This is a genomic window from Streptomyces sp. NBC_01171 (assembly GCF_045039805.1).
Lineage (GTDB): Bacteria > Actinomycetota > Actinomycetes > Streptomycetales > Streptomycetaceae > Streptomyces.
Genome location: NZ_CP108609.1, coordinates 1,503,838 through 1,530,724, shown reverse-complemented (window position 1 = coordinate 1,530,724; position 26,887 = coordinate 1,503,838). Strand labels below are relative to the sequence as shown.

Below are 26,887 nucleotides of genomic sequence, written 5' to 3'. Positions count from 1 at the left end.
GCTCAGAGGTCGTGGCCGAGGTCGGCGGCGAGCCGCATCACCAGGTCGTGCGCCGCGTCCGGGATGACCGTGCCGGGCGGGAACACCGCCGTCGCGCCCATCTCCAGCAACGTCGGCACGTCCTGCGGCGGGATCACTCCGCCCACCACGACCATGATGTCCTCGCGTCCCTCCTCGGCCAGCTTCTCCCGCAGCGCCGGGACCAGCGTGAGGTGACCGGCGGCCAGCGAGGACACCCCGACCACGTGCACGTCCGCCTCCACCGCCTGCCGGGCGACCTCGTCCGGCGTCTGAAACAGCGGGCCGACGTCGACGTCGAAACCGAGGTCGGCGAACGCGGTGGCGATCACCTTCTGGCCCCGGTCGTGCCCGTCCTGGCCCATCTTGGCGACCAGGATGCGCGGCCGGCGCCCCTCGGCCTCCTCGAAGGCGTCCACCAGCGCACGGGTGCGGTCCACCGAGGGGGACTCGCCTGCTTCGTTGCGGTACACCCCGGAGATGGTACGGATCTGGCTCGCGTGCCGGCCGTACACCTTCTCCAGCGCGTCCGAGATCTCGCCCACCGTGGCCTTGGCGCGGGCCGCGTTCACCGCCAGCTCCAGCAGGTTGCCCTCGCCGTCCGCCGCGCGGGTCAGCGCGTCCAGCGCGTCCCGGCACGCCGTGTCGTCCCGCTCCGCGCGCAGCCGCCGCAGCTTCTCGATCTGCTGGGCGCGCACCGAGGAGTTGTCGACCTTGAGCACGTCGATCTGCTCGTCGGTGTCCACGCGGTACTTGTTGACGCCGATCACCGGCTGCCGCCCAGAGTCGATACGGGCCTGGGTGCGCGCCGCCGCCTCCTCCACCCGGAGCTTCGGGATGCCCGCGTCGATGGCCTGCGCCATGCCGCCCGCCGCCTCGACCTCCTGGATGTGCTGCCACGCCTTGCGCGCCAGGTCGTACGTCAGCCGCTCCACGTACGCGCTGCCGCCCCACGGGTCGATGACCCGCGTGGTGCCCGACTCCTGCTGGATCAGCAACTGGGTGTTGCGGGCGATGCGCGCCGAGAAGTCGGTGGGCAACGCCAGCGCCTCGTCCAGGGCGTTGGTGTGCAGCGACTGGGTGTGGCCCTGGGTCGCCGCCATCGCCTCCACGCAGGTACGCGTGACGTTGTTGAACACGTCCTGAGCGGTCAGCGACCAGCCCGAGGTCTGCGAATGGGTGCGCAGGGAGAGGGACTTGGCGTTCTTCGGCTCGAACTGCTGGACCAGCTTGGCCCAGAGCAGCCGGGCCGCGCGCAACTTGGCGACCTCCATGAAGAAGTTCATGCCGATCGCCCAGAAGAACGACAGCCGGGGCGCGAACGCGTCCACGTCCAGCCCCGCCTCCCGGCCCGCCCGGATGTACTCCACGCCGTCCGCGAGGGTGTACGCCAGCTCCAGGTCGGCCGTCGCCCCCGCCTCTTGGATGTGGTACCCCGAGATGGAGATGGAGTTGTAGCGCGGCATCCGCTGCGACGTGTAGGCGAAGATGTCGGAGATGATCCGCATCGACGGCTTCGGCGGATAGATGTAGGTGTTGCGGACCATGAACTCCTTGAGGATGTCGTTCTGGATGGTCCCGGCCAGCTTCTCGGGCGGTACGCCCTGCTCCTCCGCGGCCACGATGTACAGCGCCAGCACCGGCAGCACGGCGCCGTTCATCGTCATCGACACGGTCATCTTGTCCAGCGGGATGCCGTCGAAGAGCTGCCGCATGTCGAGGATCGAGTCGATGGCCACGCCCGCCATGCCGACGTCGCCCATCACCCGCGGGTGGTCGCTGTCGTAACCCCGGTGGGTGGGAAGGTCGAAGGCGACCGACAGGCCCTTCTGGCCGGCGGCCAGATTGCGCCGGTAGAACGCGTTGGACTCCTCGGCCGTGGAGAAGCCCGCGTACTGCCGGATCGTCCAGGGCTGGTTGACGTACATCGTCGGGTAGGGGCCGCGCAGATACGGCGCCATGCCTGGATACGTGTCCAGGAAGTCCAGTCCCTCCAGGTCACGGCCGGTGTACAGCGCCTTGACCTCGATGCCCTCGGGGGTCTCCCACAGCGGCTCGGCACCTCCGGTGTCCCGCTTGACGGCGGCACGCCACTCCTCGGCGCCGCCGTCCACGGCCGGGGTGCCCAGCTCGATGCCGGAGAAGTCGGGGATTCCCATCAGGACACTCCCATGCGGTCGAGAGTCGCGGACAGGACGGCGACGGCGTCGCAGCCCGCGAAGACGTAACGGTCGACGCCCGCGAACTCGGCGGGGCGGCCCGCCAGGTGCACCTGCCGGGCGCCGGCCGTGCGCAGGGCCTCGGCGGCCTGTTCGGCCTCCTCGGCGTAGCGGGCGTCGCTGGAGCAGAGCACGGCCTCGGTGGCGCCGCTCTCCTCGAAGTTCCCGCCGGTGACCGCCTCGATGCCGCCCGCCTGGAAGAGGTTGGCGGCGAAGGAGGCGCGGGCGGTGTGCTCGGCGGCCGGTCCGAGCGTGGCGAGGAAGATGCGGGGACGGGTGCCGGTCGCCGCCAGGTGGGCGTCGGAGCGGGCCCGCAGCGCCTCGTACGCCTCGTCCCGGCGCACGCGCGGCAGACCGCCGGACGGGGGCTCGGGGGCGGGCTCGCGGCGCACCGGCTTCTCGTCCAGGAAGGGGAACTCGCTGACCCCGGTGATGGGTTCGCGGCGCTTGGCGAGCTTCGCGGACCGCTCCTCCCAGGTGCGCGCGAGGTCGTCGCGGAGCCGGCCGGAGCGCAACACGGCTGCCTGACCGCCGTCCTGCTCGATCGACCGGAAGAACTCCCAGGCAGCGTGCGCGAGTTCGTCGGTGAGCCGCTCCACGTACCAGGAGCCGCCCGCCGGGTCGACGACCCGCGCGAGGTGCGACTCCTCGACCAGGATCGTGGAGGTGTTGCGGGCGATACGGCGGGCGAACGCGTCGGGGAGGCCCAGCGCGTGGTCGAACGGCAGCACCGTCACGGAGTCGGCGCCGGCCACTCCGGCGGCCAGCGTGGCGACCGTCGTACGCAGCATGTTCACCCACGGGTCGCGCCGGGACATCATCACCGGCGAGGTCACCGCGTGCTGCACCTGCGCGCCCGCGCCCGGCGCCCCGCACACCTCGGCGACCCGCGCCCAGAGGCGGCGCGCCGCGCGGAGCTTGGCGATGGTGAGGAACTGGTCGGCGGTCGCCGCGTACCGGAACTCAAGTTGGGCGGCGGCCTGTTCGGCGCTCAGCCCGGCCTCGGTCAGCTCCCGCAGATACGCCACGGCGGTGGCCAGGGAGGCGCCCAGCTCCTGCGCGGCCGAGCCGCCCGCCTCGTGGTACGGCAGCGCGTCCACGGTCAGCGTGCGCAGCCCCGGGTATGCGGCGGCACGGGCCGCGAGCGCGGCCACGGGGACGAAGGCCGGTGGGGTACCGGTGCGGGCCTCGTACCCCAGCGGGTCGGCGCCCAGGCTGCCGCGCACGTCCTCGGGGGCGACGCCGCGCTCCTCGTACAGCTTCAGCAGCGCGTGCGCGGCCGCCTCCGTGTCCGCGCCCGCGTCCAGGACCACGGGGGCCAGGTCCAGGTAGACGCCGTCGAGCGCGCGGCCCAGGTCCGCGACCGGGATGCCGCCCTCGCCGAGCACCAGCCAGAGCGAGGTGACGCCGTTCTCCAGGTCGGCCAGCACCGAGCCGTCGGAGAGCGCCGCGTGCCGCTGCCGTACGTCCCAGCCGCCGGGCGTGTTGCCGACCGGGCGGCCGCCGCGGGTGAACGGCGCGAAGCCGGGCAGGCCGGGGTCGGGCGCGGCGTCGCGCGCGGTGTACAGCGGCCGGGTGCGCAGCCCGTCCTCCAGCGTCGTGGACAGGGCGTCCTCGACTGCCTCGCCGGAGACTTCCTTGCCGGACTTGCGCAGGACACCCTCGACCAGGCGTTGCCACTGCTCATGCGTCGCGTCAGGGAACTCGGCGGCCAGTGAGAGCCCGTCGTCAGGCAGGACCGTCATGCTCGGATGTTAGGACAGGGTGCTCAGGTGACAGCAGAACGATGGCCTGTGACGTTCCCCTCGTTGCGGTTGTGAGCCGGGCCTCCCGCGGGCCCTCCCGGCGCCGTGTGCACGGCAGATGGGCCGAACGCCGGATCAGGGCTGTGTCGCACAGTGTGTCGTTGTTGGGCCGAACGGGTGACTTGGCGTAAGAATTGGCTGGTGCAGGCATCGAAAGCGAGTCAGGTCAGGGGGAGCCGGTGAGCCGTTACGACGTCACCGATGAACAGTGGGAAGGGCTCGCCCAGGTCGTGCCGCTGCGGGGCCGGGACGCGTGGCCGTCCGCGGTCAGCCACCGGACGCTCCCGGACGCGGACACCGAGACGCGCCGCCGGTTCGTCGTCCTGCGGGTCAACATCTTCGCGGACGCCCGCGACGTCGCCGAGACCCTGATGGCGGGGGTGCCGGTGCTGCTGGACCTGTCCGGCGCGGAGGGCGATGTCGCGAAGCGGGTGCTGGACTTCAGTACCGGCGTGGTGTTCGGGCTGGCCAGCGGGATGCACCGGGTGGACCGCAACGTCTTCCTGCTGACGCCGCCGGGGACCGAGGTCAGCGGGCTGATGGGCATGGAGGCGTCGGGCTGAGAGCCGCTCTCCCGGCGTGCCGCCGCTCGTAGGTTCTTAGGACGGTTCGGCCGAGCGGGTGGCGCGCCGGGGGCCGCGGTGGTCGCCCGATCGTAGGAAGGTCCGGGGAGAAAACGGTTCGCCCCGCCAGGGCGGTCCTACGGTCCGCTCATGTCGGTCACCTCGCTCCCCACAGCCCCTCCGGCCCCGTTCCCCGACGGGTACGACGTGCGCGCCCGGATCACCGAGCTGCGGCTGTCCGCGTTCGCCGGGCACCGCCGGGCCCTATTTCCGCTGGGCGCCGTCACCCTGTTCGCCGGGCCCAGCGGCTCCGGCAAGTCCACCGCGCTCGCCGCCTACGAGGCGCTCGCCCGGCTGGGCGGCGGGGCCGCGCTGGAGGAGGTGTTCCCCGATCCGTCGGCCTGGGTGCCCGACCGGGCCCGGCCGGACGCCGAGGGGCGGCGCGGGTTCCGGATCGGCTGCACGGCCGACGGCGCCGGGGGCCCGGTCCAGCTCGACGTGGCGGTGCAGGCCGAACCCCGGCTGCGCATCGTGGGCGAGCGGCTCAGCGCGGACGGGGTCGTTCTGCTGGAGACCGCGCTGCGCGATCCGGGCCGCCGTACCGTGCAGGCCGCCTGGCACACCGCGGGCGCCGCACCGGTGACCCGCGCGCCGCTCCCGGACGACGTACTGGGTACGACGCTGCTGCCGCTGCGGGTGGCCGGGAAGACGGACGGGCAGCGCCGGGTGCTGGCGGCCGCCGAGCAGATGGTCGTCGCGCTGCGCTCGGTCTTCCCCTGCGACCCCGCGCCCGCCCGCATGCGCGTCCCGGTGCCGACCGGTTCGGGCCGGCTGCTGCCGGGCTGCGACAACCTGGCCGACGTGCTGAGCCGTACCCGCACCGAATGCGGGCGCAGACACGCCCAGTTGGTCGAGGTGGTGCGCGCCGGGTGCGCGGGCCCGGTGACCGACCTGACCGCCGAACGGCTGCGGGACGGCACGGTACGGGCGCTGCTCGACCGGGGCGACGGCCACCGCACCGAGCTGGCCCGGCTGGGCGACGGCGAGCTGCGGTACGTCGCGCTGGCCCTGGTCCTGCTGACCGGGCCGGGGGTGCTGGAGGTGGACGCGCCGGGGGAGGTGCCGGACGCGCTGCGCACCCTCACCGTGCTGGCCGACGGCTTCGACCGCTGCCTCGACCCCGGCCAGCGGTCCCAACTCCTCGCCACGGCGGGCCGGATGGGCGAGCGGGGTCACATCCGCTGGGTGGGCGCGATCAGCGATCCGGCCTGGGCCGCGGGGACACCGGGCGTCACGGTGGTACACCTGAGGCCGTGACCGAACACCCCGATCTGGCCGGACTCCAGCGCAGGCTCACCGAGTTCGCCGCCGCCCGCGACTGGCAGCCGTACCACACCCCCAAGAACCTCGCCTCCGCCCTCAGTGTGGAGGCGGCCGAACTGGTCGAGATCTTCCAGTGGTTGACCCCGGAGCAGTCCTCCGCCGTCATGGGCGATCCGGACACCGCGCACCGCGTCACGGACGAGGTGGCCGACGTCCTCGCCTACCTCCTCCAGTTCTGCGAGGTACTGGGCATCGACCCGCTGGCGGCTCTCGCGGCGAAGATCGAGCGGAACGAGGGGCGGTTCCCGGTGCCGGGAAGTGGGAAGCACCCTGAAGCATGAGGCCGAGGCCCTGGGCCGGGAGCGCGTCCTTCCGGTACCGGTGCCCGGCAGGGGACTCATCAACCGGGGGTAGTCGTGGAGCAGTTCGCGCTGGCGGCGGCAGCACTTATGGTCAAGGCCGTCGTGGAGGGGCTCGTCGAGGGCGCCGGCCGGGAACTGGTCGACCTGTTCCGGAACCGGGGCGGCCGCAACGGCCCCGTATTGACAGCCGCTCTCGATCAGTTGGCCCAGGACCCACGGTCCGTGGACCAGAGCGTGCTGGCCGCGCTGATCGACCGCGAGACCCAGAGCGACGCGGCTTTGGCGGCCGTGGTGCGCGACCTTGTCGCCGACTCGCAGGAGGAGACGGCCCGGCCGGGCACCGTACGGGAGACGGGCACGGCCAAGGCGCAGCAACGCGGCATGTTCTCCTTCCGCACCGTTTTCGGCTCCAACCGGAACTCCACCAGCGCCACGGCGGGTGACACGTCCGGGGACGAGGACGAGGGCGAAGGGCGGCGATTTCGCCGGCGCCGCGACTGAGCCGGGCCCGGCGAGGGCAGAAGCGTCGCTGACGGGCACAGTCAGTCAGCGGACGGTCTTCGGTTCGAACATCGTCCGTGTCACCGGGGTGAACATGGCGCTGTATCAGGACCGGGGAGCCGAACGGGCGGACCCTGCCAGGCAACGCGTACGCCGGTACACCCGGCGCGTGTGGGTCGACGGAGGGCTGCACCACCGCCTCGACGGGACGGTCAGCCTGGCCACCCCGCTGCGCGAGCGCCCTTATGCCGTGGACCGGGGCTGGCTCTCCGACGGAGGCGGGCGCGGGGCCGGACCCGAGGAGACCGGGCCGTCGCGCGGCATAGCCGAGTGGCACGAGGAGTTCGGAGGCAGGCTGCTGATCCTCGGCGAGCCGGGAGCCGGTAAGAGCACCCAGCTCCTGCATCTGGCCGAGGCCCTGCTGGACAGCGAGGCCCCCGAGGACACGGCACGATGCCCCGTCGTTCTGCTGCTGTCCACCTGGCAGCCGCGCACGGGCCCCTTCGACCAGTGGGTCGTCGCCGAACTCCGCGAGCACTATCAGGTCGCCGCCGCGCTCACCGAACGCTGGCTATGCGACGGTACGCTCACCCTGCTCCTCGACGGGCTCGACGAGGTGCCCGAGGAGGGGCGCCCCCAATGCCTCGCAGCCCTCAACGCCTTCCTCCGGGACCCGGCCCACGCCGACGTCCGGGTCGCCATGACCTGCCGCTCGACCGAGTACGACCGGCTGCCCGCCCGGCTGGCCCTCGACGGCGCGGTCTCCCTGGCCCCCGTCGATGTGGCGGAGGCGCAGCGGGCCTTCCGGGCGGCCGGTGAGACGCTGGACCCGCTGCTGCGGCTGACCGAGCGGAACGCCGAGGTGGCGGCCGTCTTCCGGACCCCGCTGATGGTGGTGCTGGCTGTTCTGGCCTACCGCGACGGCACCACCTCGTTGCCCCTGCCCGACGGCGACGCCGCGCAGGTGCGGCAGGAGATCCTGCGGCTCTACGTCGTGAGCATGCTCTACCGGCACCGCGTCCTCGCCCGCGCCGAACCGGGCTCACCCGCGATCGGCGAGCGGGGTTTCTCGCCCTCCGAGACCTACCGTTATCTGGCCTACCTGGCCCGGCTGATGACGCGGCGCGGGAGCCGTCTGCGCACGCTGCTCTATGTGGACGAGCTGACCCCCGAGTGGCTTCCCCGCAAGGGCGAAGAGAGGTATCTGCCGCAGGGCAGGCCCACCGGGTGGTTCGGCCGGTTCACCGCGCGCGTCGGGTTGGATCACGCCAGCACCGGATCGACCGGCGGCGTCCTCGCCACCTGCTTCTTCACGGTCTTCGTGGCGCCCTTGTCCGTCTATGCCTGGGGGCCGTTGCCGGGGCTGCTGAGCGCGGTCCCGCTGAGTCTGGCGGTCGGTCTGCTGGTATTCACACTGTTCGGCGTGACCCGGATGAAGCCCTTCGGCCGGGAGATCTCGTTCTTCCTCGACGACGAGGGGAGTGTTCCGCGAGCGGCCACCCGGTGGACCTGGGTGGCCTCCCGTGCCGCCCGCTGGGTCGTCCCGGCGGCCACGGGAGCCGCGGCCTGCGGGGCCGTGGTCGGGGTGAGCACGACAGCCGTCGCCGGACTGGTGGTCGCGCTCACCATCCTCGTGGGCGGCCTGCTGGGGCTCGGCCTGATCCCCGACTACCGCCGTGAGCCGGACTATCCGGGTGAGGCGCTCTCCGTCTCCGGCCGAGTGCTGCGGACCCTGTTGCTGGCCGCCCTGGCACTCGGCGGGGCGGAGAGCGCCGCCTACGCGCTCGCAGGCTGGCCCTGGCAGGCATGTCTGGCCGCCGTGCCGATGTCCACCTGCCTCTTCATGATCACGGGCCCCGGCCGTGCCTGGCTGCGGACCCGCGCCCTCGCATTCGGCGGCAGCAGGTCGGGCCTGCTGCCGAGTCGGCTCGGTCCCTTCCTGGAACATGCCACGGAACGCGCCCTGTTGCGCCGCGCGGGCGGTGGCTACGCCTACGCGCACGACGCGTTGCAGGAGTTCTTCGAGCGCGCCGACCCCCGGACGGTGCCCGAGGAGCCCTCCCGCTGATCCGGCCCGGAAGAATCCGCTCCACTATCACTCTATGGAGTCAATTCCCCTGTCGATTCCGAATTGTTGTCCACAGATTTCCGTCTTCCTCTGGCTTTTCGCACCAAGTGGCGTCACTCTGGGTAGTGAAGACATATGTGCGGTCGAACGGACGGACGGGGACGGGGCGGCGGATGGACGCGTTACGGCTCATCGAGGTCAGCAGAGAAGCGTTGGTGGCGGCTGCCGACGCGGCGGGGACTCTGAGGGAGGTGTGGCAGGCGCAGGCACTGTCGCAGGCGATCGGCAGCAGGCTGGCGGTGTCCGGGCCGCCGGAGCTGCGCGGGGAGGCGCTGGGGCTGATGGAGCTGGCGGGGCGTGGGTGCGGGGTGCTGGACCCGCCCGAGCTGGACACCGGGGACCTGCTCGCCGCCCGGCTCACCGAGCTGGCCGACGCGCGCCGGACCCTGCTGGGCCTGTGCGGGTTGCTCGGGGAGGTGGGCATGGCTCTGGTCGGCATAGCCAGCGGGGCCTCCGACGAGGCGGTGTACTGGCAGTGCATGGAGGCCATCGACGCGGCGGACGAGTCCCGCGACCGGGTGCTGGAGATGCTGCGCAAACTGGCGGCCAGGGAGGAGCTGCTGCCGGAGCGGGAGCGGGGCTGACCGGGCCAGGGTGTCCTGTCCGGGACCAGGCCCGCAGTGGTGCCGATGCGGCTCGCCGGGCCGATGGCGGGCAGGATGGAGGGCATGGACCTCCGTATCTTCACCGAGCCCCAGCAGGGGGCCACCTACGACACCTTGCTCACCGTGGCGAAGGCCACCGAGGATCTCGGGTTCGACGCGTTCTTCCGCTCGGACCACTATCTGCGCATGGGCGGCGCGAGTGGCCTGCCCGGACCCACCGACGCCTGGATCACGCTCGCCGGGCTCGCCCGTGAGACCAGCCGCATCCGGCTCGGCACCCTCATGACCGCCGGTACCTTCCGGCTGCCCGGCGTGCTCGCCATCCAGGTCGCGCAGGTCGACCAGATGTCCGGCGGCCGGGTCGAACTCGGCCTCGGCGCGGGCTGGTTCGAGGAGGAGCACAAGGCGTACGGCATCCCCTTCCCGAAGGAGAAGTTCGCCCGCCTGGAGGAGCAGCTCGAGGTCGTCACCGGTCTGTGGGCCACCGAGGCCGGCAAGACCTACGACTTCCACGGCACCTACTACGACCTCACCGAGTCCCCCGCGCTGCCCAAGCCCGCCCAGCACAAGATCCCGGTGCTCATCGGCGGCCACGGCGCCAAGCGCACCCCGCGCCTCGCGGCCCGCTACGCCGACGAGTTCAACATCCCCTTCGCGTCCCTGGAGGACACCGAGCGCCAGTTCGGCCGGGTCCGCGCCGCCGCCGAGGAGGCCGGCCGCGCACCTGACTCCCTCGTCTACTCCAACGCCCTGGTCGCCTGCGTCGGCCGGGACGACGCCGAGGTGGCCCGCCGCGCCGCCGTCATCGGCCGCGAGGTCGACGAGCTGAAGGCCAACGGTCTGGCCGGCACCCCGGCCGAGGTGGTCGAGAAGATCGGCCGGTACCAGGAGGTCGGCTCCGAGCGGATCTACTTCCAGATGCTCGACCTCGACGACCTGGACCAGCTCGAGCTGATCTCCGCCGAGGTCATGCCCCAGCTCTCCTGACGCCCGCCGCCGGGGCCCGCCGTCAAGCGTGCGGCGGGCCCCAACTCCTGAAAACCTGTGGTCAACGCGCCCGAGGACCGCGAGACTCGGACACGTGTTCCTGACGATCTCCACACGCGGCACCGCCGCCACCCCCGCCACCGACCTCGGGTTCCTGCTGCACAAGAACCCCGGCAACGCGCAGACGTTCAGCACGTCCCACGGGACCGCGCACGTCTTCTACCCCGAGGCGGAGGTCGAGCGCTGCACGGCCGCGCTGCTGCTGGAGGTCGATCCCATCGCGCTGATCCGGCGCGGCAAGGGCAAGGGCCGGGGCGGCGCCCCCGACGCCGCCCTCGGCCAGTACGTCAACGACCGCCCGTACGCGGCCTCATCGCTCCTCGCCGTCGCGCTCAGCGCCGTCTTCTCCACCGCCCTGCGCGGGGTGTGCAAGGCCCGCCCGGAGCGCGCCGCCGCCCCGCTGCCGCTGCGCATCGAGGTGCCCGCCGTCGCCGCGAAGGGCGGCCCGGACCTGGTGCGCGCCCTGTTCGCCCCGCTCGGCTGGGACGTCACCGCCGAACCGGTCGCGCTGGACCCCGAGTTCCCCGACTGGGGCGACTCCCGCTACGTCCGCCTGGTGCTGGAGTCCGAGAAGCTCACCCTCGCCGAGGCGCTGCGCCACCTCTACGTCCTGCTGCCGGTGCTGGACGACGCCAAGCACTACTGGGTCTCGCCCGACGAGGTCGACAAGCTGCTGCGCGCCGGTGAGGGCTGGCTCCCCGGCCACCCCGAACACCGGCTGATCACCAACCGTTACCTCTCCCGCCGCTGGTCACTGACCCGGCAGGCGATGGAGCGGCTGGAGCTGGTGCGCCTGGCCGAGACCGACGACAGCGAGGTCGAGGACATCGACAACGCCGTCGAGGCGGAGACCGAGGCCGAACCCCGGCCCACCCCGCTCGCCGTCCAGCGCCGGGAGGCCATCCTCGCCGGGCTGCGCGAGGCGGACGCCGCGCGGGTGCTCGACCTCGGCTGCGGCGAGGGCCACCTCGTACGGGAGCTGCTGCGGGACACCCGGTTCACCGGGATCACCGGCGTCGACGTGTCCGCGCGCGCCCTCGCCATCGCCGCCCGCCGCCTCAAGCTGGACCGCATGGGCGAACGGCAGGCGTCCCGCGTGCAGTTGCTCCAGGGCTCGCTCACCTACACCGACAAGCGGCTCGCCGGCTACGACGCGGCCGTGCTCAGCGAGGTGATCGAGCACCTCGACCTGCCCCGGCTGCCCGCGCTGGAGTACGCCGTGTTCGGTGCGGCCCGCCCGCGCACCGTCCTGGTGACCACGCCGAACGTCGAGTACAACGTCCGCTGGGAGACCCTGCCCGCGGGGCACGTCCGGCACGGCGACCACCGCTTCGAGTGGACCCGCGCGGAGTTCGCCGCCTGGGCGGCCGCCGTCGCCGAGCGGTACGGCTACACCGTCGGCCTCCGCCCGGTCGGCCCCGACGACCCCGAGGTCGGACCGCCCACCCAGATGGCCGTCTTCCACCGCGACACCACCGAGCAGGACAAGAAGGAGGCGAAGGCCGCATGAGCGCGACCAGCACGGGACGGGCGCTGCCCGTCACCGACCTCTCCCTCGTCGTCCTCGTCGGCGCCACCGGCTCCGGCAAGTCGACCTTCGCCCGCAAGCACTTCGCGCCCACCGAGGTGATCTCCTCCGACTTCTGCCGGGGCCTGGTCGCCGACGACGAGAACGACCAGAGCGCGACCGGTGACGCCTTCGACGTCCTCCACTACATCGCGGGCAAGCGGCTCGCCGCCGGCCGCCGTACCGTCGTCGACGCCACCAGCGTCCAGCCGGACGCCCGGCGGCAGTTGATCGAGCTGGCCAAGAAGTACGACGTGCTGCCCATCGCCATCGTGCTGGACGTGCCGGAGGAGGTGTGCGCCGAGCGCAACGCCGCCCGCCCCGACCGCGCGGGCATGCCCCGCCGGGTGATCCAGCGGCACACCCGCGAACTCCGGCGCTCGCTGCGGCACCTGGAGCGCGAGGGCTTCCGCAAGGTGCATGTGCTGCGCGGGGTCGCCGAGGTCGAGGGCGCCACGATCGTCACCGAGAAGCGGTACAACGACCTCACCCACCTCACCGGCCCCTTCGACATCATCGGCGACATCCACGGCTGCTCCGCCGAACTGGATTCGCTGCTGGCCAAGTTGGGTTACACCGACGGCGTCCACCCCGAGGGCCGTACCGCCGTGTTCGTCGGTGACCTGGTCGACCGGGGTCCCGACAGCCCCGCCGTGCTGCGGCGCGTGATGGGCATGGTCGCGGCCGGGAACGCGCTGTGCGTGCCGGGCAACCACGAGAACAAGTTCGGCCGCTACCTCAAGGGCCGCACCGTCCAGCACACCCACGGCCTCGCCGAGACCGTCGCCCAGATGGACGGCGAGAGCGAGGAGTTCAGGGACGAGGTCCGCCGCTTCCTCGACGGCCTGGTCAGCCACTACGTCCTCGACGGCGGCCGCCTCGTGGTCTGCCACGCCGGCCTGCCGGAGAAGTACCACGGCCGCACCTCCGGCCGGGTCCGCTCGCACGCCCTGTACGGCGAGACCACCGGTGAGACCGACGAGTTCGGGCTGCCCGTGCGCTACCCGTGGGCCGAGGACTACCGGGGCCGCGCCGCCGTGGTGTACGGCCACACCCCGGTGCCGGAAGCCACCTGGCTCAACAACACGATCTGCCTCGACACCGGCGCCGTCTTCGGCGGCAAGCTGACCGCGCTGCGCTGGCCGGAGCGCGAGATCGTGGACGTGCCCGCCGAGCGGACCTGGTACGAGCCGGTCCGGCCGCTGCGCGTCGACGCGCCCGGCGGCCACGACGGACGGCCGCTGGACCTGGCCGACGTCACCGGCCGGGGCGGTGTCGAGACGCGGTACCTGGGCCGGGTCGCGGTGCGCGAGGAGAACGCGGCCGCCGCCCTGGAGGTGATGAGCCGCTTCGCCGTGGACCCGCGCCTGCTGCCGTACCTCCCGCCCACCATGGCGCCGACGCCCACCTCCCAGGTGGACGGCTACCTGGAGCACCCGGCCGAGGCGTTCGCGCAGTACGCGCGGGACGGGGTCGAGCGGGTCGTGTGCGAGGAGAAGCACATGGGCTCGCGGGCCGTGGCCCTCGTCTGCCGGGACGCGGCGACCGCCGCCAAGCGGTTCGGTGTGGGGGAGGGGCCCACGGGCGCGCTCTACACCCGTACCGGGCGGCCGTTCTTCGACGACGGCGCGGTGACCGAGGAGATCCTGGGCCGGCTCCGGGCGGCGGTCACCGAGGCGGACCTGTGGGAGCGGCTCGACACCGACTGGCTGCTGCTGGACGCCGAGTTGATGCCGTGGTCGCTGAAGTCCGAGGGACTGCTGCGCCGCCAGTACGCCGCCGTGGGCGCCGCCTCCGGCGCCGTGTTCCCGCCCGCGCTCGCCGCGCTGGAGGCGGCCGGGGCCCGCGGCGCCGACGTGTCCGCGCTCCTGGCGCGGCAGCGCGAACGGGCCGCCGACGCGGCCGCGTTCACCGACGCCTACCGCCGCTACTGCTGGACCACCGAGGGCCTCGACGGCGTCCGCCTCGCCCCCTTCCAGGTGCTCGCGGTACGCGGCCGCAGCCTCGCCGGACTCCCGCACGACGAGCAACTCGCTCTGCTGGACCGCCTGGTGGAGCACGACGCCTCCGGCCTGCTCCAGACCACCCGGCGCCTGTACGTCGACACCGGCGACCCGGAGTCGGTCGGGGCGGGCATCGACTGGTGGCTGGAGATGACCGGCCGGGGCGGCGAGGGCATGGTCGTCAAGCCGCTCGGCGCGCTCGTCCGCGACGGGCAGGGCCGGCCGGTGCAGCCGGGCATCAAGTGCCGGGGCCGCGAGTACCTGCGGATCATCTACGGTCCCGAGTACACCCGCCCCGACAACCTGGCCAAGCTGCGCCGCCGCTTCCTCAACCACAAGCGCTCACTGGCGATCCGCGAGTACGCCCTCGGTCTGGAAGCCCTGGACCGCCTCGCCGACGGCGAGCCCCTGTGGCGGGTGCACGAAGCGGTGTTCGGCGTCCTCGCGCTGGAGTCGGAGCCGGTGGACCCGCGGCTGTGATCCACCGGCCGCCCTGGCGGGGGCTACCTCCGCCAGGGCCCGGTCACCGCGAACGTGGTGCCCGGGGTGTAGCAGTTGACGTACATCGTGTCGCCGTCGGGCGAGAAGGTGACGCCCGCGAACTCGCCCCACTCCGGCTCCTCCGGGGTGCCGGTGTTCTGCCGGCCGCGGGCCATCGCGTACACTTCGCCGCCGCGTGTGACGCCGAAGACGTGCTGGGCGCCGTTGCCGTCCTCGCACACCATCAGGCCGCCGCTGGGGGCGAGGCAGATGTTGTCCGGGGACTCGCCGGGCAGTCGGACGTCGGTGTCCGGGCCGAAGACGATCACCAGGGTGAGGCGGCGGCGCCGCGGGTCGTACCGCCAGATCTGACCGAAGTGGTCGGCGGCCGAGCCCTCCGCGCTGTGGGCGAAGGACGACACGAAGTACACGCAGGTGCCACCCCAGTAGCAGCCCTCCAGCTTCTGGGCGTGGGTGACGCCGCGCGGGCCGTAGTCCTGGAGCCGGGTCGGGGTGGTCGCGGCCAGCGGGTCGGGGACGTCCACCCACTCGATGCCGTCGAAGGACGCCCCCGTCTCCTGGACCGTGGACAGGTCCGGCACGCCCGGCACCCGCATCGCCTGGAGGCGGCCGCCCGCGCGGAGCGAACCGACACCGCCGAGCGGCTTCTCGGGCAGGAAGCGGTAGAAGAGGCCGAACGGCTTGAGGAAGGCGTCCTCGGTCTCGTAGACCACACCGCGCCCGGGGTCGACGGCGATGGCCTCGTGCTGGAAGCGGCCCATCGCGGTCAGCGGGACGGCGCCGGTGCGGTGGGGGTCGGTGGGATGGACCTCGAAGATGAAGCCGTGGTCCTTGGTGTGGCCGTTGTCGCCCGCCCGGTCCTCGGTCTCCTCGCAGGTCAGCCAGGTGCCCCACGGGGTGCGGCCGCCCGCGCAGTTGACGGCGGTACCGGCGATGGCGACGCGCTCGGCGAGCACCCGATTGTGGGAGTCCAGCGTCAGGGCCGTACAGCCGCCGTGCCCCTCCGGGTCGTAGGTGAGCCCCTCGACGGCCGGGACGCGGATCTTGGCGGTGGGGCGGTTCTCGTGGTTGCGGACGAGGTGGGTGCGGCCGTCGCGGCCCGCGAAGGCGGCCATGCCGTCGTGGTTGGACGGCACCGGACCCTCGCCGGAGCGCAGGGGGTCGCCCTCGCGGGAGAGCACCCGGTAGCGGAACCCCTTCGGCAGGTCGAGCAGGCCGTCCGGGTCGGGGACGAGCGGGCCGTACCCGGTGCGGCCCAGCGGCTGCGCGGCGGCGGTGCCGGCGAACAGCTCGGACAGGGCGCCGGTGAAGGCGATCCCCGCCCCCACGGCGCTCGCGGAGGCCAGGACCTGACGTCGTGATGCGGACATGCGGGAGCAACCTTCCTGCTGGCGGACAGGAACACGTGCATCCGCCGTGTGTACCACCAGCCACCGATCACGGGAACCACGCGTGCGTCACCTGTCACTGTCCGAGCACACGTCACGCGAGACCCCCGCCGTTTCCCGTCACTCCGCCGAACCCCGACGAAAGCCGCTTCGAAAGCCGCGTCGAAAACAAGGGCGCGGAAACGGTCGGGAGGCGCGTGAACCCGGTCGCGGGCGGCCAGGATGAAGGCATGGCATTCCACGTCGACTCCGAGGCCGGGCGGCTGCGCCGGGTGATCCTGCACAGACCGGACCTCGAACTCAAGCGCCTCACCCCCAGCAACAAGGACGCCCTGCTCTTCGACGACGTGCTGTGGGTACGCCGGGCGCGCGCCGAGCACGACGGGTTCGCCGACGTGCTGCGCGACCGCGGGGTCGAGGTGCACCTCTTCGGCGACCTGCTCACCGAGACCCTGGCCGTCCCGGAGGCCCGCGCCCTGGTGCTCGACCACGTCTTCGACGAGAAGGAGTACGGCCCCCTCGCCACCGACCATCTGCGCACCGCCTTCGACGCGATGGCCCCCGGCGAGCTGGCCGAGGCGCTGGTCGGCGGCATGACCAAGCGGGAGTTCCTGGCCGGCCACCCCGAGCCGGCGTCGGTCCGCTTCCACGTCATGGAGCTGGACGACTTCCTGCTCGGCCCGCTGCCCAACCACCTCTTCACCCGCGACACCTCGGCGTGGATCTACGACGGCGTCTCCATCAACGCCATGCGCTGGCCCGCCCGGCAGCGAGAGACCGTGCACTTCGAGGCGATCTACCGGCACCACCCCCTCTTCAAGAAGGAGGGCTTCAACATCTGGTCGCGGGGCCAGGCCGACTACCCCTCCACCATCGAGGGCGGTGACGTGCTGGTGATCGGCAACGGCGCCGTGCTGATCGGGATGAGCGAGCGCACCACCCCGCAGGCCGTGGAGATGCTCGCGCACAAGCTGTTCGCGGCGGGCTCCGCGCAGACCATCGTGGCGCTGGACATGCCCAAGCGGCGCGCCTTCATGCACCTCGACACCGTGATGACCATGGTCGACGGCGACACCTTCACCCAGTACGCCGGGCTCGGCATGCTGCGCTCGTACACCATCGAGCCCGGCGTCGGGGAGCGCGAGCTGAAGGTCACCGACCATCCGCCGGAGCACATGCACCGGGCCATCGCCGCCGCCCTGGGCCTCGGCGAGATCCGGGTGCTCACCGCCACCCAGGACGTGCACGCCGCCGAGCGCGAGCAGTGGGACGACGGCTGCAACGTCCTCGCCGTCGAGCCCGGAGTCGTCGTCGCCTACGAGCGCAACGCCACCACCAACACCCATCTGCGCAAGCAGGGCATCGAGGTCATAGAGATCCCGGGCAGCGAGCTGGGACGGGGGAGGGGCGGGCCGCGCTGCATGAGCTGCCCGGTGGAGCGGGACCCCGTATAGGCCGGGCACCGTGTGAGTCGGCGCATAGTCATGCCGCAGTCTGAATAGAAATGCCGAGGCTCGTATAGAATTACCGGAGTCAGTGCACCACGTACCCCTGGAGCGCCCCCATGGCGACAGTCCCGACCGCCCTCACCGGCCGCCACTTCCTCAAGGAGCTGGACTTCACGGCCGAGGAGTTCCGCGGGCTGCTCGCGCTGGCCGCCGAGCTGAAGGCGGCCAAGCGGGCCGGAACCGAGACGCGGTACCTGACCGGCCGCAACATCGCCCTGATCTTCGAGAAGACCTCGACGCGCACCCGCTGCGCCTTCGAGGTCGCCGCCGCCGACCAGGGCGCCCACACCACCTACCTCGACCCCTCCGGCTCCCAGATCGGCCACAAGGAGTCCGTCAAGGACACCGCCCGCGTGCTGGGACGGATGTACGACGCCATCGAGTACCGGGGGCACGGCCAGGGCGTCGTCGAGGAACTGGCCGCGCACGCGGGCGTCCCCGTCTACAACGGGCTCACCGACGAGTGGCACCCCACCCAGATGCTCGCCGACCTGCTCACCATGACCGAGCACAGCGACAAGCCCCTGGACCGCATCGCCTTCGCCTACCTGGGCGACGCCCGCTACAACATGGGCAACTCCTACCTGGTCACCGGCGCCCTGCTCGGTATGGACGTCCGTATCGTCGCGCCCCGGCTGCTCTGGCCCGACGAGACCATCGTCGCGCTGGCCCGCCGGCTCGCCGACGTCTCCGGCGCCCGCGTCACCCTCACCGAGGACGTGAAGGAGGGTGTGCGCGGCGCCGACTTCGTCGCCACCGACGTCTGGGTGTCCATGGGGGAGCCCCAGCAGGTCTGGGACGAGCGCATCGGCCTGCTCGGCCCGTACGCCGTGACGATGGACGTGCTGCGCGCCACCGGCAACCCGGACGTGCGCTTCCTGCACTGCCTGCCCGCCTTCCACGACCTCGGCACCAAGGTCGGCCGCGAGATCCACGAACGGTACGGACTGACCGAGCTGGAGGTCAGCGACGAGGTCTTCGAGTCCGAGCACTCGGTGGTCTTCGACGAGGCGGAGAACCGGATGCACACGATCAAGGCGGTGCTCGTCGCCACCCTCTGGGATACGTCACAAACCCTTGCGTGACCCACCTCACCTGGCCTTATCCTGACCGACGGCCTGGCCCCCATCCCGTGCCGCGCCGACGCAGCGGCCTGATCGGGCCGTCCGCACCACCAGAAACGAGCACCACCCGCATGCCCGCTCCCCGCATCAAGTCCCCGCACCTGCTCGTCGCCGAATCCGGCGCCGACCGCGAGGGCCACGGTCTGAAGCGCACCATGGGCCTCTTCCAGCTCATCTGCTTCGGTGTCGGCGCCATCGTCGGTACCGGCATCTTCGTCGGCCTCTCCGACTCCGTCGCGCAGGCCGGACCCGCCGTGGTCGTCTCCTTCGTCCTCGCCGCGATCACCTGTGTGTTCACCGCCTTCTCCTTCGCGGAGCTGGGCGGCGCGATACCGGTCTCCGGCTCCTCGTACTCCTTCGCCTACGCCGGTCTCGGCGAGTCCACCGCCTTCCTGGTCGGCTGGTGCCTGCTGCTGGAGTACGGCATCTCCATCTCGGCCGTCGCGGTCGGCTGGAGCCAGTACGTCAACGAACTCCTGCACAGCCTCACCGGCTGGCAGCTCCCCACCGCGCTGTCCGCCGGACCCGCCGACGGCGGCGTGGTGAACCTGCCCGCCGTGATCGTCATCGCCATGGCCGCCGTGCTGCTGATGCGCGGTGTGCGTGAGAGCGCTCGGGCCACCGCCGCCATGGCCGCCGTGAAGCTCGTCATCCTGCTCGCGTTCTGCGCCATCGGCTACAGCGCGTTCAAGGACGGCAACCTCACCCCGTTCTCCCCGGCGGGCCTGGGCGGCATCGGCGCGGGCACCACCGCGGCCTTCTTCTCGTACATCGGCTTCGACGCGATCACCACCGCCGGCGAGGAGGCGAAGAACCCGCGCCGGGACATCCCGGTGGCGATCCTCGTCTGCATGGGCCTGGTCACCCTGCTGTACTGCGCCGTCGCGGTCGCCGCGATCGGTGCCATCGGCGCCCCCCAGGTCGGCGGACGCCCCGCGGCGCTGTCGTACGTGGTCAACATGGTCACCGGCTCCACCATCGGCGGCGGTGTCATCGCCTTCGGCGCGGTCGTCGCCATCGCCTCGGTCGTGCTCGCCGTGATGTACGGCCAGACCCGCATCCTGCTGTCGATGTCCCGCGACGGACTGATCCCGCGCGTCTTCGAGAAGGTGTCCCCGAAGACCTCCACCCCGGTGGCGGGCACCCTCATCGTCGCGGTCGTCTTCGCCGTCCCGGCAGCCTTCGCCCCGCTCGACGCGGTGGTGAACCTGTGCACCATCGGCACGCTCGCCATCATGGCCGTCGTCAACATCGTGGTGATCGCCCTGCGCCGCCGCGAGCCGGGCCTGAAGCGCAGCTTCCGGGTGCCGCTGTACCCCGTCGCCCCGCTGCTCGGCGTCGCCTTCTGCCTCTACCTGATGTACGAGACGGGCTGGCAGACCTGGGTGCAGTTCGCGGTCTTCCTCGCGGTGGGCCTCGGCGTGTACTACGCCTACGGGCGCCGGCACTCCACGCTGGGCCGCGCCGAGGCGGCCGGCGTCACGCCGAACGCTGAGCGGGAACGACAGGCAGTCTGAACCACACCGCCTTGCCCGACGAGGTGGGGCGGTGACCACAGGACGAACTGAGGGCGCGGATCAGCAACAGGCCGCGCCCTCCCTCCTGCCAGGGGTCGGGCTCCTCGATCACCGGGCGGGTGAGATGGCCGGGCGGCTCCGGGTCGGGGTCGTGCACCTCGACCTGGCAGCCGGTCGGCCGCAGCTCCACCACCAGCTCGATCGGACCGCTGCCCGCGGTGTGCTCCACCGCGTTCGCGACCAGCTCGGCCGTCAGCAGCTCCGCCGTGTCGCAGTCGGCCATGTGCCCCACCTCGGCCAGGGCCGACCGCACCAGGGCACGCGCCACCGGCACCGCCGCGGCGGTGTGCGGCAGCGCGATGCGCCAGGAGGCCGATTCGGTGGGGCGTTCGTGCACGGTGAGTCCGTTCATGCAGCAGGCTGTCCTGCCTTCGACTGTAGGAAATGGTACGGGTCCGGCCATCGAAACCCCCGGCGGGCAGTGGCCGGAACCATGGGTCCCGATACCCGTCCGCGGAGCACGCCGAACGCCCCACCACCCCCTCCCGTAGCTGCTGTTACGTCCCTGTCGATCACCGGTGACACCGGTGACGGGACGGTCGCGCGCGCCGGGCCGCCACCCCCGTCGAGTGACCACAGTCACAGCCCGAGGGTGCCTCTTTCAGCCGTCCGGTGCCACGGAGCGAGCGCCTGGTCACCGGCTGCCGCGCTCACACCCCGACGAAGGCCGCGCCCGCGTCCCGCAGCCGCTCGTGCAGCGCCCGGAACACCCGCGCCGAGCGCGCCCCCGGCCAGTCGGCGGGCAGCAGCCGGGCCGGCAGACCGGGGTCGGTGCCGGGCAGCCTGCGCCAGGAGTCCAGGGCCAGCAGATAGTCCCGGTAGGCGTCCTCGGCCGGGGTGTCCGGCCGGTCCTCCCAGGCGCGCAGCACCGGCGCGTGCGCCGCGAGGAACCGCTCGTGCTCCCCGGCGATGGCCGGCAGGTCCCACCAGCGGCGGACCGCCTCGACCGTGGGGGCGAACCCCAGATGATCGCCCCGGAAGAGGTCCACGTAGGCGTCCAGCCCCAGCCGGCCCAGCGTGTGCCGGGCCTCCTCGTGCAGCCGGGCCGGGGCTATCCACACACCCGGAGCCGCCGCGCCGAAGCCCATCGCGGCCAGCCGGGACCGCAGTACATGCCGTTTCTGCCGCTCCGACTCGGGCACCGAGAACACCGCGAGCACCCACCCCGCGTCCTCGGCGGGCCCGGCGGCGTGGATACGGCGGTCGTCGGCGCTCAGTAACCGGTGCGCCTCCGCCGACAGCTCGTACCCCGCCGCGCCCCCGGCGGTGCGGGCCGGCACCAGCATGCCGCGCCGCTTGAGCCGGGACACCGAGGAGCGCACCGAGGGCGCGTCCACCCCGACAGCGGCCAGCAGCCGGATCAGCTCGGCGACGGGCACCGGGCCCGGTACGGAGCGGCCGTAGGCGCCGTAGAGCGTGACGATGAGGGACCTGGGGGCGTGCTGCTCGGACACGTTGATCATTTTAGGTCTTCGGCATACCTGCTGGTCACCATCGGTGCGCGGGCCCGGAGCGGGGGATACGGGGACGACTGCGCCCGGCCCATTGACGCGCCACCGCTGGGGTGACGGTCGCGTGCCGCACGGGGCGGCGCCGGTACCTGTGAGAGCCCCCACACCCCACACCGGGAGGCGTCCGATGCCCCTACGTCCCGTCCTCGCCGCCACGCTCGGCGGTGCCGCCCTGCTGTGCGCCCTCGCCGCCCCGGCCGCCGCGGCCCCCGGTGAGAGCGTCACCGTCGACTCCACCGCCCGCCTCGCGGCCGACGGCACCGTCACGCTCTCCGGCACCTACCGCTGCCTGCCCGGCACCGGGCCGGTCTTCGTCAGCTCCTCCGTCAGCCAGGCCGACCCGCGCGTCCGGCACGGTGTCGGGGGCGGCGCCGCCCGGTGTGACGGCATCGAGCACCGGTGGGAGAACTCCGGGAAGGTCTCCTCGGAGACGCTCGAGGCGGGGGCGGCGCACGTCCAGGCGAACGTGATGGAGCTGCGCCCGAGCGGACTGGTGCCGCTGCCCGTGTTCCACGCCACTCAGGACCGGGACATCACGCTCGTCCGGAGCTGACCTGCTGGGCCGGCGGCGGTGCCCCTAGGGAGGAGGCATCCGCCCGGTGTGCCGCCGCCACTCCAGCCGGGCGGCCTCCAGCTCGGTGCGCGCCTCGGCCAGGCGGGGGTTGTCCTTGTTGCGGGCCTGGATCTCGGCGTGCCGCTTCCGCGCCCGGTCCACGGCCTCGGTGTCCTGCTCCAGCAGCTCGCGGTCGTGCTGGGCCTGCTTCAACTGCTCCGGCAGAGTGGCGCGGAAGGTGTTCTCCTTGGCCACGGCCCGCTGCACCGCGTCGGCGAAGTCCCGCACCCGGTCCTCGGTGAACCCCTTCGCCTCCTCGCCCTCGCCGGTCCGGCGCGGGTAGTTGGTCCGGTCGGGGGTGCCGTCGGCCTCCAGGACGTAGAGGTAGTAGGCGCTGTCGCCGGAGTCGATCCTGACCCGGCGGTCGGCCAAGTGCAGCGTGCGGGTGGCGCCGTTGGCGGTGCGCTTCACCAACACGTGCTCGTACAAGGTGAGTTCGCCCAGCGCGTCGAGCCGCTTGCCGCGGCCGGGCTTCTCCAGGGAGGCGATCCGCCGCGCGGCGGCACGCAGGTCCTCCTCGCGCTTCTGCTCCTGCCGTGCCACCTCGGCCCGCGCGGCGGACTCCTCCGAGCGGGCGATCTGCTCCAGGCTGCGCACGTTCGCCCGGGCCTGGGCCAGCGGGCGCCGGTCCTCGGCATGCCTCGGCAGGACCGCGAGGGCGAGGCTGCCCGGGAACCTGCGCGCCCGGCCGTGCACCGCCCAGCCGGCCAGCGCCGTCGCGAACAGCACCACGATCACGTACGCCATGCGCCCCCCAAAGGCTGCCGTCACCGCCCGCTGTCTGTTACTGCTCAGCGGACGATGACGGCAAACTGCCCTGTGATGCCGAGGGGTTGGCGCCGTACGGATCGAGCCGCCGGTCAGTTGAAGGCGTTGCGCAGCGCGGGCAGCAGCGTCTTCTCCGACCAGTCGATGAAGGCGGGCTGGGACGGGCCACCGATCTGGACCAGGGCCACCTCGCTGAACCCGGCGTCCACATAAGGCCGTACGGCTTCCACGAAGGCTTCCGGGTCGTCGCCGCACGGGATGGAGGAGGCCACGTCGTCCTCGGTGACGAACTGGGTCGCCGAGTGGAAGGAATCCGGGTGCGGCAGCTCGGAGTTGACCTTCCAGCCCAGGCCGAACCAGCGGAACTGGTCGTGCGCGCGGCTGATCGCGGCGTCCCGGTCGGTGTCGAAGCTGACCGGGAGCTGGCCCACGCTGGGCCTGCCGGTGCCGCCGTGCCGGTCGAACGACTCCAGCAGCTCCTTCTTCGGCTCGGTGGCGATGACCAGGTCCGCGAGATGCCCGGCCAGCGCGCAGGACTGCTCGCCCGAGACGGCGATGCCGATGGGCGGCGGCGGCTCGGGCAGGTCCCACAACTTGGCCGACTCCACGTCGTAGTGCTTGCCGTGGTAGGTGACGTGGCCGCCCTCGAACAGGGCGTGGATGATCTCCACCGCCTCTTCCAGCATCTCGTGCCGCACGTCCACCGCGGGCCAGCCCTGGCCCACCACATGCTCGTTGAGGTTCTCCCCGGAGCCCAGCCCGAGCCGGAAGCGGCCCTCGGACAGCAGTTGCAGGGTCGCCGCCTTCTGCGCCACCACCGCCGGGTGGTAGCGGAAGGTCGGACAGGTCACGTACGTCATCAGCGGTATCCGCGACGTGGCCTGCGCGGCCGCCCCGAGGACGCTCCACGCGTAAGGGGCATGGCCCTGCGAGCGCAGCCAGGGGAAGTAGTGGTCCGACGTCACGGAGAAGTCGAACCCCGCCTCCTCGGCACGCACGACATGCTCGACCAGCTCACGCGGCCCGGCCTGCTCGGTCATCATCGTGTATCCGATTCGCACCATGAGCCACGAGTCCCCCTTCTGACGAGGGGAAAACAGCCGGGCTGTGCACGTCCGCTCACGCCGCCGGCGGGAACCGGTCCCGGACCCGGTGCTCGGTGAACAGCGTGGTCAGTTCGTCCAGGATCTCGGCGCCGCCGCCCCCGGTCACCACGCCGGACGCGCCCACCGTGCGGTGGCGTAGCTGCGCTGCACGTCGACCGTGCCGTCGGTCACGATGCCCACGACCCTGCCCTCCGGTGGCGAGGTGTCGCCCAACTGGGACAATGCGGGGGAGGGGTCGATGTCGTCGATCGGCACCATCGGCTCCGGCGCGGGCAGACCGAGCCCGGCCGCCACCGGTGCGCACAGCTCCGGGTCGATGTTGGCCGGCACCTGGAGACCGCGCGCCCCGGACACCGGCGCGACGGTGCCGTGCAGTCGTTCACCCGTCTGTGGGAACGCGCTGGTGGCGCACACCCTGGCCGAGGACACGGGGCGGTGACCCGCGTGATCACACCGTGGCGGTCGCAGGATCGCTCGTGCTGGGCGCGCCCGTCTCGACGTGCCCGGCGAAGCGGCGTACGAACGCGGAGTCGCCGCTCGCGGTGACCGTGACGTCGTACCAGCGGTTGGCGGCGGCCACGCCCCAGCCCTTGACGACGCGGGAGGCGCCGGGCTGCACGGTGTACGTGTAGTGCCGGGCCGGAGCGTAGGCGTCGGTCGCGGTGAAGGTGACGGCGGTGCCGCCCGCGTTGGTGAAGGTCAGGGTGACCTGCCCGGCGGAGTTGTCGTGCCGGGCGGTGACCTCGGGGCCCACGGCGGAGTTGGTGCCCGCCTGGCGGCGCAGGAAGCCGTTGGGGCCGTACACGGAGAAGTCGTAGCGGGTGCCCGGCAGCGCCCAACTGTCGGTCAGGCTCTTGCCCGCCTCCACGGTGTACGGCCAGGGGCCGTCGGTGCGGGTGGCCGAGGTGACGTGGAAGGCGGCGCCGGCGGTGCCGAGCGCGGCGAACGTGAACTGCATCCGCCCCCCGACCGCCTTGGTGTCCACGGCCAGGTCGTAGGGCAGCGCCCGGGCGCTCCGCGTACCGCGCTCCTGCTTGGGCAGGGTGCCGGCGGCCGGGGGCTTGGGCACGTAGTTGCCGGGGTTGGAGTGGTCCGGCGGCCGGTAGCCGCTGGTGTCGGGCAGGCCGGGCGCGGCGGTGTCGCCGCGGGAGAAGTCGAAGGCCGAGGTGAGGTCCCCGCACACCGCGCGCCGCCAGGGCGAGACGTTGGGGTTGCGCACCCCGAACCGCTTCTCGATGAACTGCACGATGGAGGTGTGGTCGAAGGTCTGCGAACAGACCCAACCCCCGGTGCTCCAGGGCGAGATGACGAGCATGGGCACACGCGGGCCGAGCCCGTACGGTCCGGCGGCGTACCCGGACGAGCCGCCGTGCAGGTCCGTCGTCACATCGGCGGTGGACAGCCCGCGCGCGGCGGAGGCGGGCGGGAAGGGCGGTACGACGTGGTCGAAGAAGCCGTCGTTCTCGTCGTAGGTCAGCAGCAGGACGGTCCGGCTCCAGACGTCCGGGTTGGAGGTGAGCGCGTCCAGGACCTGCGAGATGTACCAGGCGCCGTAATTGGCGGGCCAGTTGGGGTGCTCGCTGAAGGCTTCGGGGGTGGCGATCCAGGAGACCTGGGGGAGGGTACCGGCGGTCACGTCGGCGCGCAGGCGGTCGAAGTAACCGTCGCCGCCGGCTGCCTTGGTGCCGGTGCGTGCCCGGTCGTAGAGGGGGTCTCCGGGCTTGGCGTTGCGGTACTGGTTGAAGAACAGCAGCGAGTTGTCGCCGTAGTTGCCGATGAACGCGTCACCGGTCCACCCCCAGCCGCCGGCCGCGTCCAGTCCGGTGCCGGTGTCCTGGTAGACCTTCCAGGAGACGCCCGCCTGCTGGAGTATCTCCGGGAAGGTGGTCCAGGAATACCCGGCCTCCTCATTTCCGAGCACCGGACCGCCGCCCTTGCCGTCGTTCCCGGAATAACCGGTGTACATGTAGTAACGGTTCGGATCGGTGGAACTCAGCATCGAGCAGTGGTACGCGTCGCACACGGTGAACGCGTCCGCGAGTGCGTAATGGTACGGAATGTCCGCGCGTGTCAGATAAGCCATCGTCGTCGTGGACTTGGCGGGAATCCACTTGTCGTAGAGGCCGCCATTGAACGCCGCGTGCGTACCGGACCAACTGTGGTCGAGATCCTGGATGAACTGCATGCCGAGCCGGTCGGCATCCGGCCGGAACGGCAGTGTCTCGCGCCCCGACCCGTCGGCCTGGTGGAACACGCTCTTCCCCGACGGCAGCCCGAGCGGCCGCGCGTCCCCGAACCCCCGGACCCCCCTCAGCGTGCCGAAGTAGTGGTCGAACGACCGGTTCTCCTGCATCAGCACGACGACGTGCTCCACATCGGCGAGCGTCCCGCTCCCCGCCACGGGTGCGATGGCCGCGGCCCGCGCGATCCCGGCGGACAACTGCGTGGCGGCCGCGCTTCCCGCGGCAATCTGCAAAAACCTACGACGACTGACATCGGGCACGGAGTATTCTCCTTGAATTCATGCACCGTTCTCGCGCGGGGTATTTTTGCGAATTGCCGCGAGAGCTGAACAGTGCAGCGTATTCCGGCTCATCATGTCAATGAGTGAGAATGAATTGACATCTCTTTCGAGTCACTTCCGGCCGGC

Annotated in this window: 21 protein-coding genes and 1 pseudogene; 13 read left to right on the top strand and 9 right to left on the bottom strand. The window is 72.2% G+C overall.

Annotated elements, in window-relative coordinates:
- Nucleotides 1-2 precede the first annotated feature (2 nt).
- Nucleotides 3-2,177: a methylmalonyl-CoA mutase gene (gene scpA / locus OG448_RS06995; RefSeq protein ID WP_405552042.1), complete on the bottom strand. Its 2,175-nt coding sequence runs from the start codon at nt 2,175-2,177 to the stop codon at nt 3-5.
- On the bottom strand, nt 2,177-3,982 hold the full coding sequence (locus tag OG448_RS06990) for a methylmalonyl-CoA mutase family protein (RefSeq protein WP_405552041.1): 1,806 nt from the start codon (nt 3,980-3,982) through the stop codon (nt 2,177-2,179). The genes scpA and OG448_RS06990 overlap by 1 nt, the downstream gene beginning before the upstream one ends.
- Before the next feature lie 239 nt (nt 3,983-4,221).
- Between OG448_RS06990 and OG448_RS06985 the strand changes: the two genes are divergently transcribed.
- The 9 genes from OG448_RS06985 (at nt 4,222) to OG448_RS06945 (ending at nt 14,621) form a co-directional block, all read left to right on the top strand.
- Nucleotides 4,222-4,605 carry a cell division protein SepF gene (locus tag OG448_RS06985; RefSeq protein ID WP_130337162.1) on the top strand — a complete coding sequence of 128 codons (384 nt, stop codon included), beginning with the start codon at nt 4,222-4,224 and terminating at the stop codon, nt 4,603-4,605.
- Between the two features lie 150 nt (nt 4,606-4,755).
- A complete protein-coding gene (locus OG448_RS06980; protein WP_405552040.1) occupies nt 4,756-5,922 on the top strand; it encodes an ATP-binding protein in 1,167 nt (388 codons plus the stop codon).
- Nucleotides 5,919-6,269 (top strand): nucleotide pyrophosphohydrolase, encoded by a 351-nt coding sequence (locus OG448_RS06975; RefSeq protein ID WP_405552039.1) that lies wholly within the window; start codon nt 5,919-5,921, stop codon nt 6,267-6,269. The genes OG448_RS06980 and OG448_RS06975 overlap by 4 nt, the downstream gene beginning before the upstream one ends.
- A gap of 75 nt (nt 6,270-6,344) precedes the next feature.
- On the top strand, nt 6,345-6,791 hold the full coding sequence (locus tag OG448_RS06970) for a hypothetical protein (RefSeq protein WP_030802923.1): 447 nt from the start codon (nt 6,345-6,347) through the stop codon (nt 6,789-6,791).
- A 169-nt stretch (nt 6,792-6,960) separates the two neighbouring features.
- Complete coding sequence (locus tag OG448_RS06965) at nt 6,961-8,859, top strand: NACHT domain-containing protein (RefSeq protein ID WP_405552038.1); 1,899 nt, start codon at nt 6,961-6,963, stop codon at nt 8,857-8,859.
- A gap of 173 nt (nt 8,860-9,032) precedes the next feature.
- The gene (locus tag OG448_RS06960) at nt 9,033-9,503 is read left to right on the top strand and encodes a DUF6099 family protein (RefSeq protein WP_405552037.1); all 471 of its coding nucleotides are present in this window, start codon (nt 9,033-9,035) and stop codon (nt 9,501-9,503) included.
- An 84-nt stretch (nt 9,504-9,587) separates the two neighbouring features.
- A complete protein-coding gene (locus tag OG448_RS06955; RefSeq protein ID WP_405552036.1) occupies nt 9,588-10,511 on the top strand; it encodes an LLM class F420-dependent oxidoreductase in 924 nt (307 codons plus the stop codon).
- Between the two features lie 94 nt (nt 10,512-10,605).
- Nucleotides 10,606-12,081, top strand: coding sequence for a 3' terminal RNA ribose 2'-O-methyltransferase Hen1 (locus OG448_RS06950; RefSeq protein WP_405552035.1), 1,476 nt, complete (start codon nt 10,606-10,608; stop codon nt 12,079-12,081).
- Entirely contained in the window at nt 12,078-14,621 is a 2,544-nt protein-coding gene (locus tag OG448_RS06945; protein ID WP_405552034.1) for a polynucleotide kinase-phosphatase, read from the top strand. The genes OG448_RS06950 and OG448_RS06945 overlap by 4 nt, the downstream gene beginning before the upstream one ends.
- Before the next feature lie 23 nt (nt 14,622-14,644).
- On the opposite strand, the gene OG448_RS06940 is transcribed toward OG448_RS06945, so the two are convergent.
- The gene (locus OG448_RS06940) at nt 14,645-16,012 is read right to left on the bottom strand and encodes an alkaline phosphatase PhoX (protein ID WP_405552033.1); all 1,368 of its coding nucleotides are present in this window, start codon (nt 16,010-16,012) and stop codon (nt 14,645-14,647) included.
- A 248-nt stretch (nt 16,013-16,260) separates the two neighbouring features.
- On the opposite strand from OG448_RS06940, the gene OG448_RS06935 reads away from it, so the two are divergent.
- The 3 genes from OG448_RS06935 to OG448_RS06925 all read left to right on the top strand — a co-directional run bounded on the left by OG448_RS06935 (nt 16,261) and on the right by OG448_RS06925 (nt 20,179).
- On the top strand, nt 16,261-17,484 hold the full coding sequence (locus OG448_RS06935) for an arginine deiminase (RefSeq protein ID WP_405552032.1): 1,224 nt from the start codon (nt 16,261-16,263) through the stop codon (nt 17,482-17,484).
- A gap of 110 nt (nt 17,485-17,594) precedes the next feature.
- Entirely contained in the window at nt 17,595-18,623 is a 1,029-nt protein-coding gene (gene argF / locus OG448_RS06930) for an ornithine carbamoyltransferase (RefSeq protein WP_405552031.1), read from the top strand.
- Nucleotides 18,624-18,733: 110 nt separating this feature from the next.
- Nucleotides 18,734-20,179 (top strand): amino acid permease, encoded by a 1,446-nt coding sequence (locus OG448_RS06925; protein ID WP_405552030.1) that lies wholly within the window; start codon nt 18,734-18,736, stop codon nt 20,177-20,179.
- Here the strand turns inward: OG448_RS06925 and OG448_RS06920 are convergent.
- The gene (locus OG448_RS06920; protein ID WP_405552029.1) at nt 20,142-20,591 is read right to left on the bottom strand and encodes an ATP-binding protein; all 450 of its coding nucleotides are present in this window, start codon (nt 20,589-20,591) and stop codon (nt 20,142-20,144) included. The genes OG448_RS06925 and OG448_RS06920 overlap by 38 nt on opposite strands.
- Before the next feature lie 298 nt (nt 20,592-20,889).
- Nucleotides 20,890-21,702: a PaaX family transcriptional regulator C-terminal domain-containing protein gene (locus tag OG448_RS06915; RefSeq protein ID WP_405552028.1), complete on the bottom strand. Its 813-nt coding sequence runs from the start codon at nt 21,700-21,702 to the stop codon at nt 20,890-20,892.
- A gap of 175 nt (nt 21,703-21,877) precedes the next feature.
- Here OG448_RS06915 and OG448_RS06910 point away from each other — a divergent pair, with 175 nt between their 5' ends.
- Nucleotides 21,878-22,303, top strand: a complete 426-nt coding sequence (locus OG448_RS06910) for a DUF6299 family protein (RefSeq protein ID WP_405552027.1) — start codon at nt 21,878-21,880, stop codon at nt 22,301-22,303.
- Nucleotides 22,304-22,327: 24 nt separating this feature from the next.
- Here the strand turns inward: OG448_RS06910 and OG448_RS06905 are convergent, their stop codons facing one another.
- The 4 genes and pseudogenes from OG448_RS06905 to OG448_RS06890 form a co-directional block, all read right to left on the bottom strand.
- The gene (locus OG448_RS06905) at nt 22,328-23,110 is read right to left on the bottom strand and encodes a hypothetical protein (protein ID WP_405552026.1); all 783 of its coding nucleotides are present in this window, start codon (nt 23,108-23,110) and stop codon (nt 22,328-22,330) included.
- 113 nt (nt 23,111-23,223) lie between these two features.
- On the bottom strand, nt 23,224-24,195 hold the full coding sequence (locus tag OG448_RS06900; protein ID WP_405552025.1) for an LLM class F420-dependent oxidoreductase: 972 nt from the start codon (nt 24,193-24,195) through the stop codon (nt 23,224-23,226).
- A gap of 189 nt (nt 24,196-24,384) precedes the next feature.
- Nucleotides 24,385-24,579: pseudogene (locus tag OG448_RS06895) on the bottom strand (hypothetical protein); the annotation flags it as partial.
- Between the two features lie 106 nt (nt 24,580-24,685).
- Nucleotides 24,686-26,740 carry a phosphocholine-specific phospholipase C gene (locus OG448_RS06890; protein WP_405552024.1) on the bottom strand — a complete coding sequence of 685 codons (2,055 nt, stop codon included), beginning with the start codon at nt 26,738-26,740 and terminating at the stop codon, nt 24,686-24,688.
- Nucleotides 26,741-26,887 lie beyond the last annotated feature (147 nt).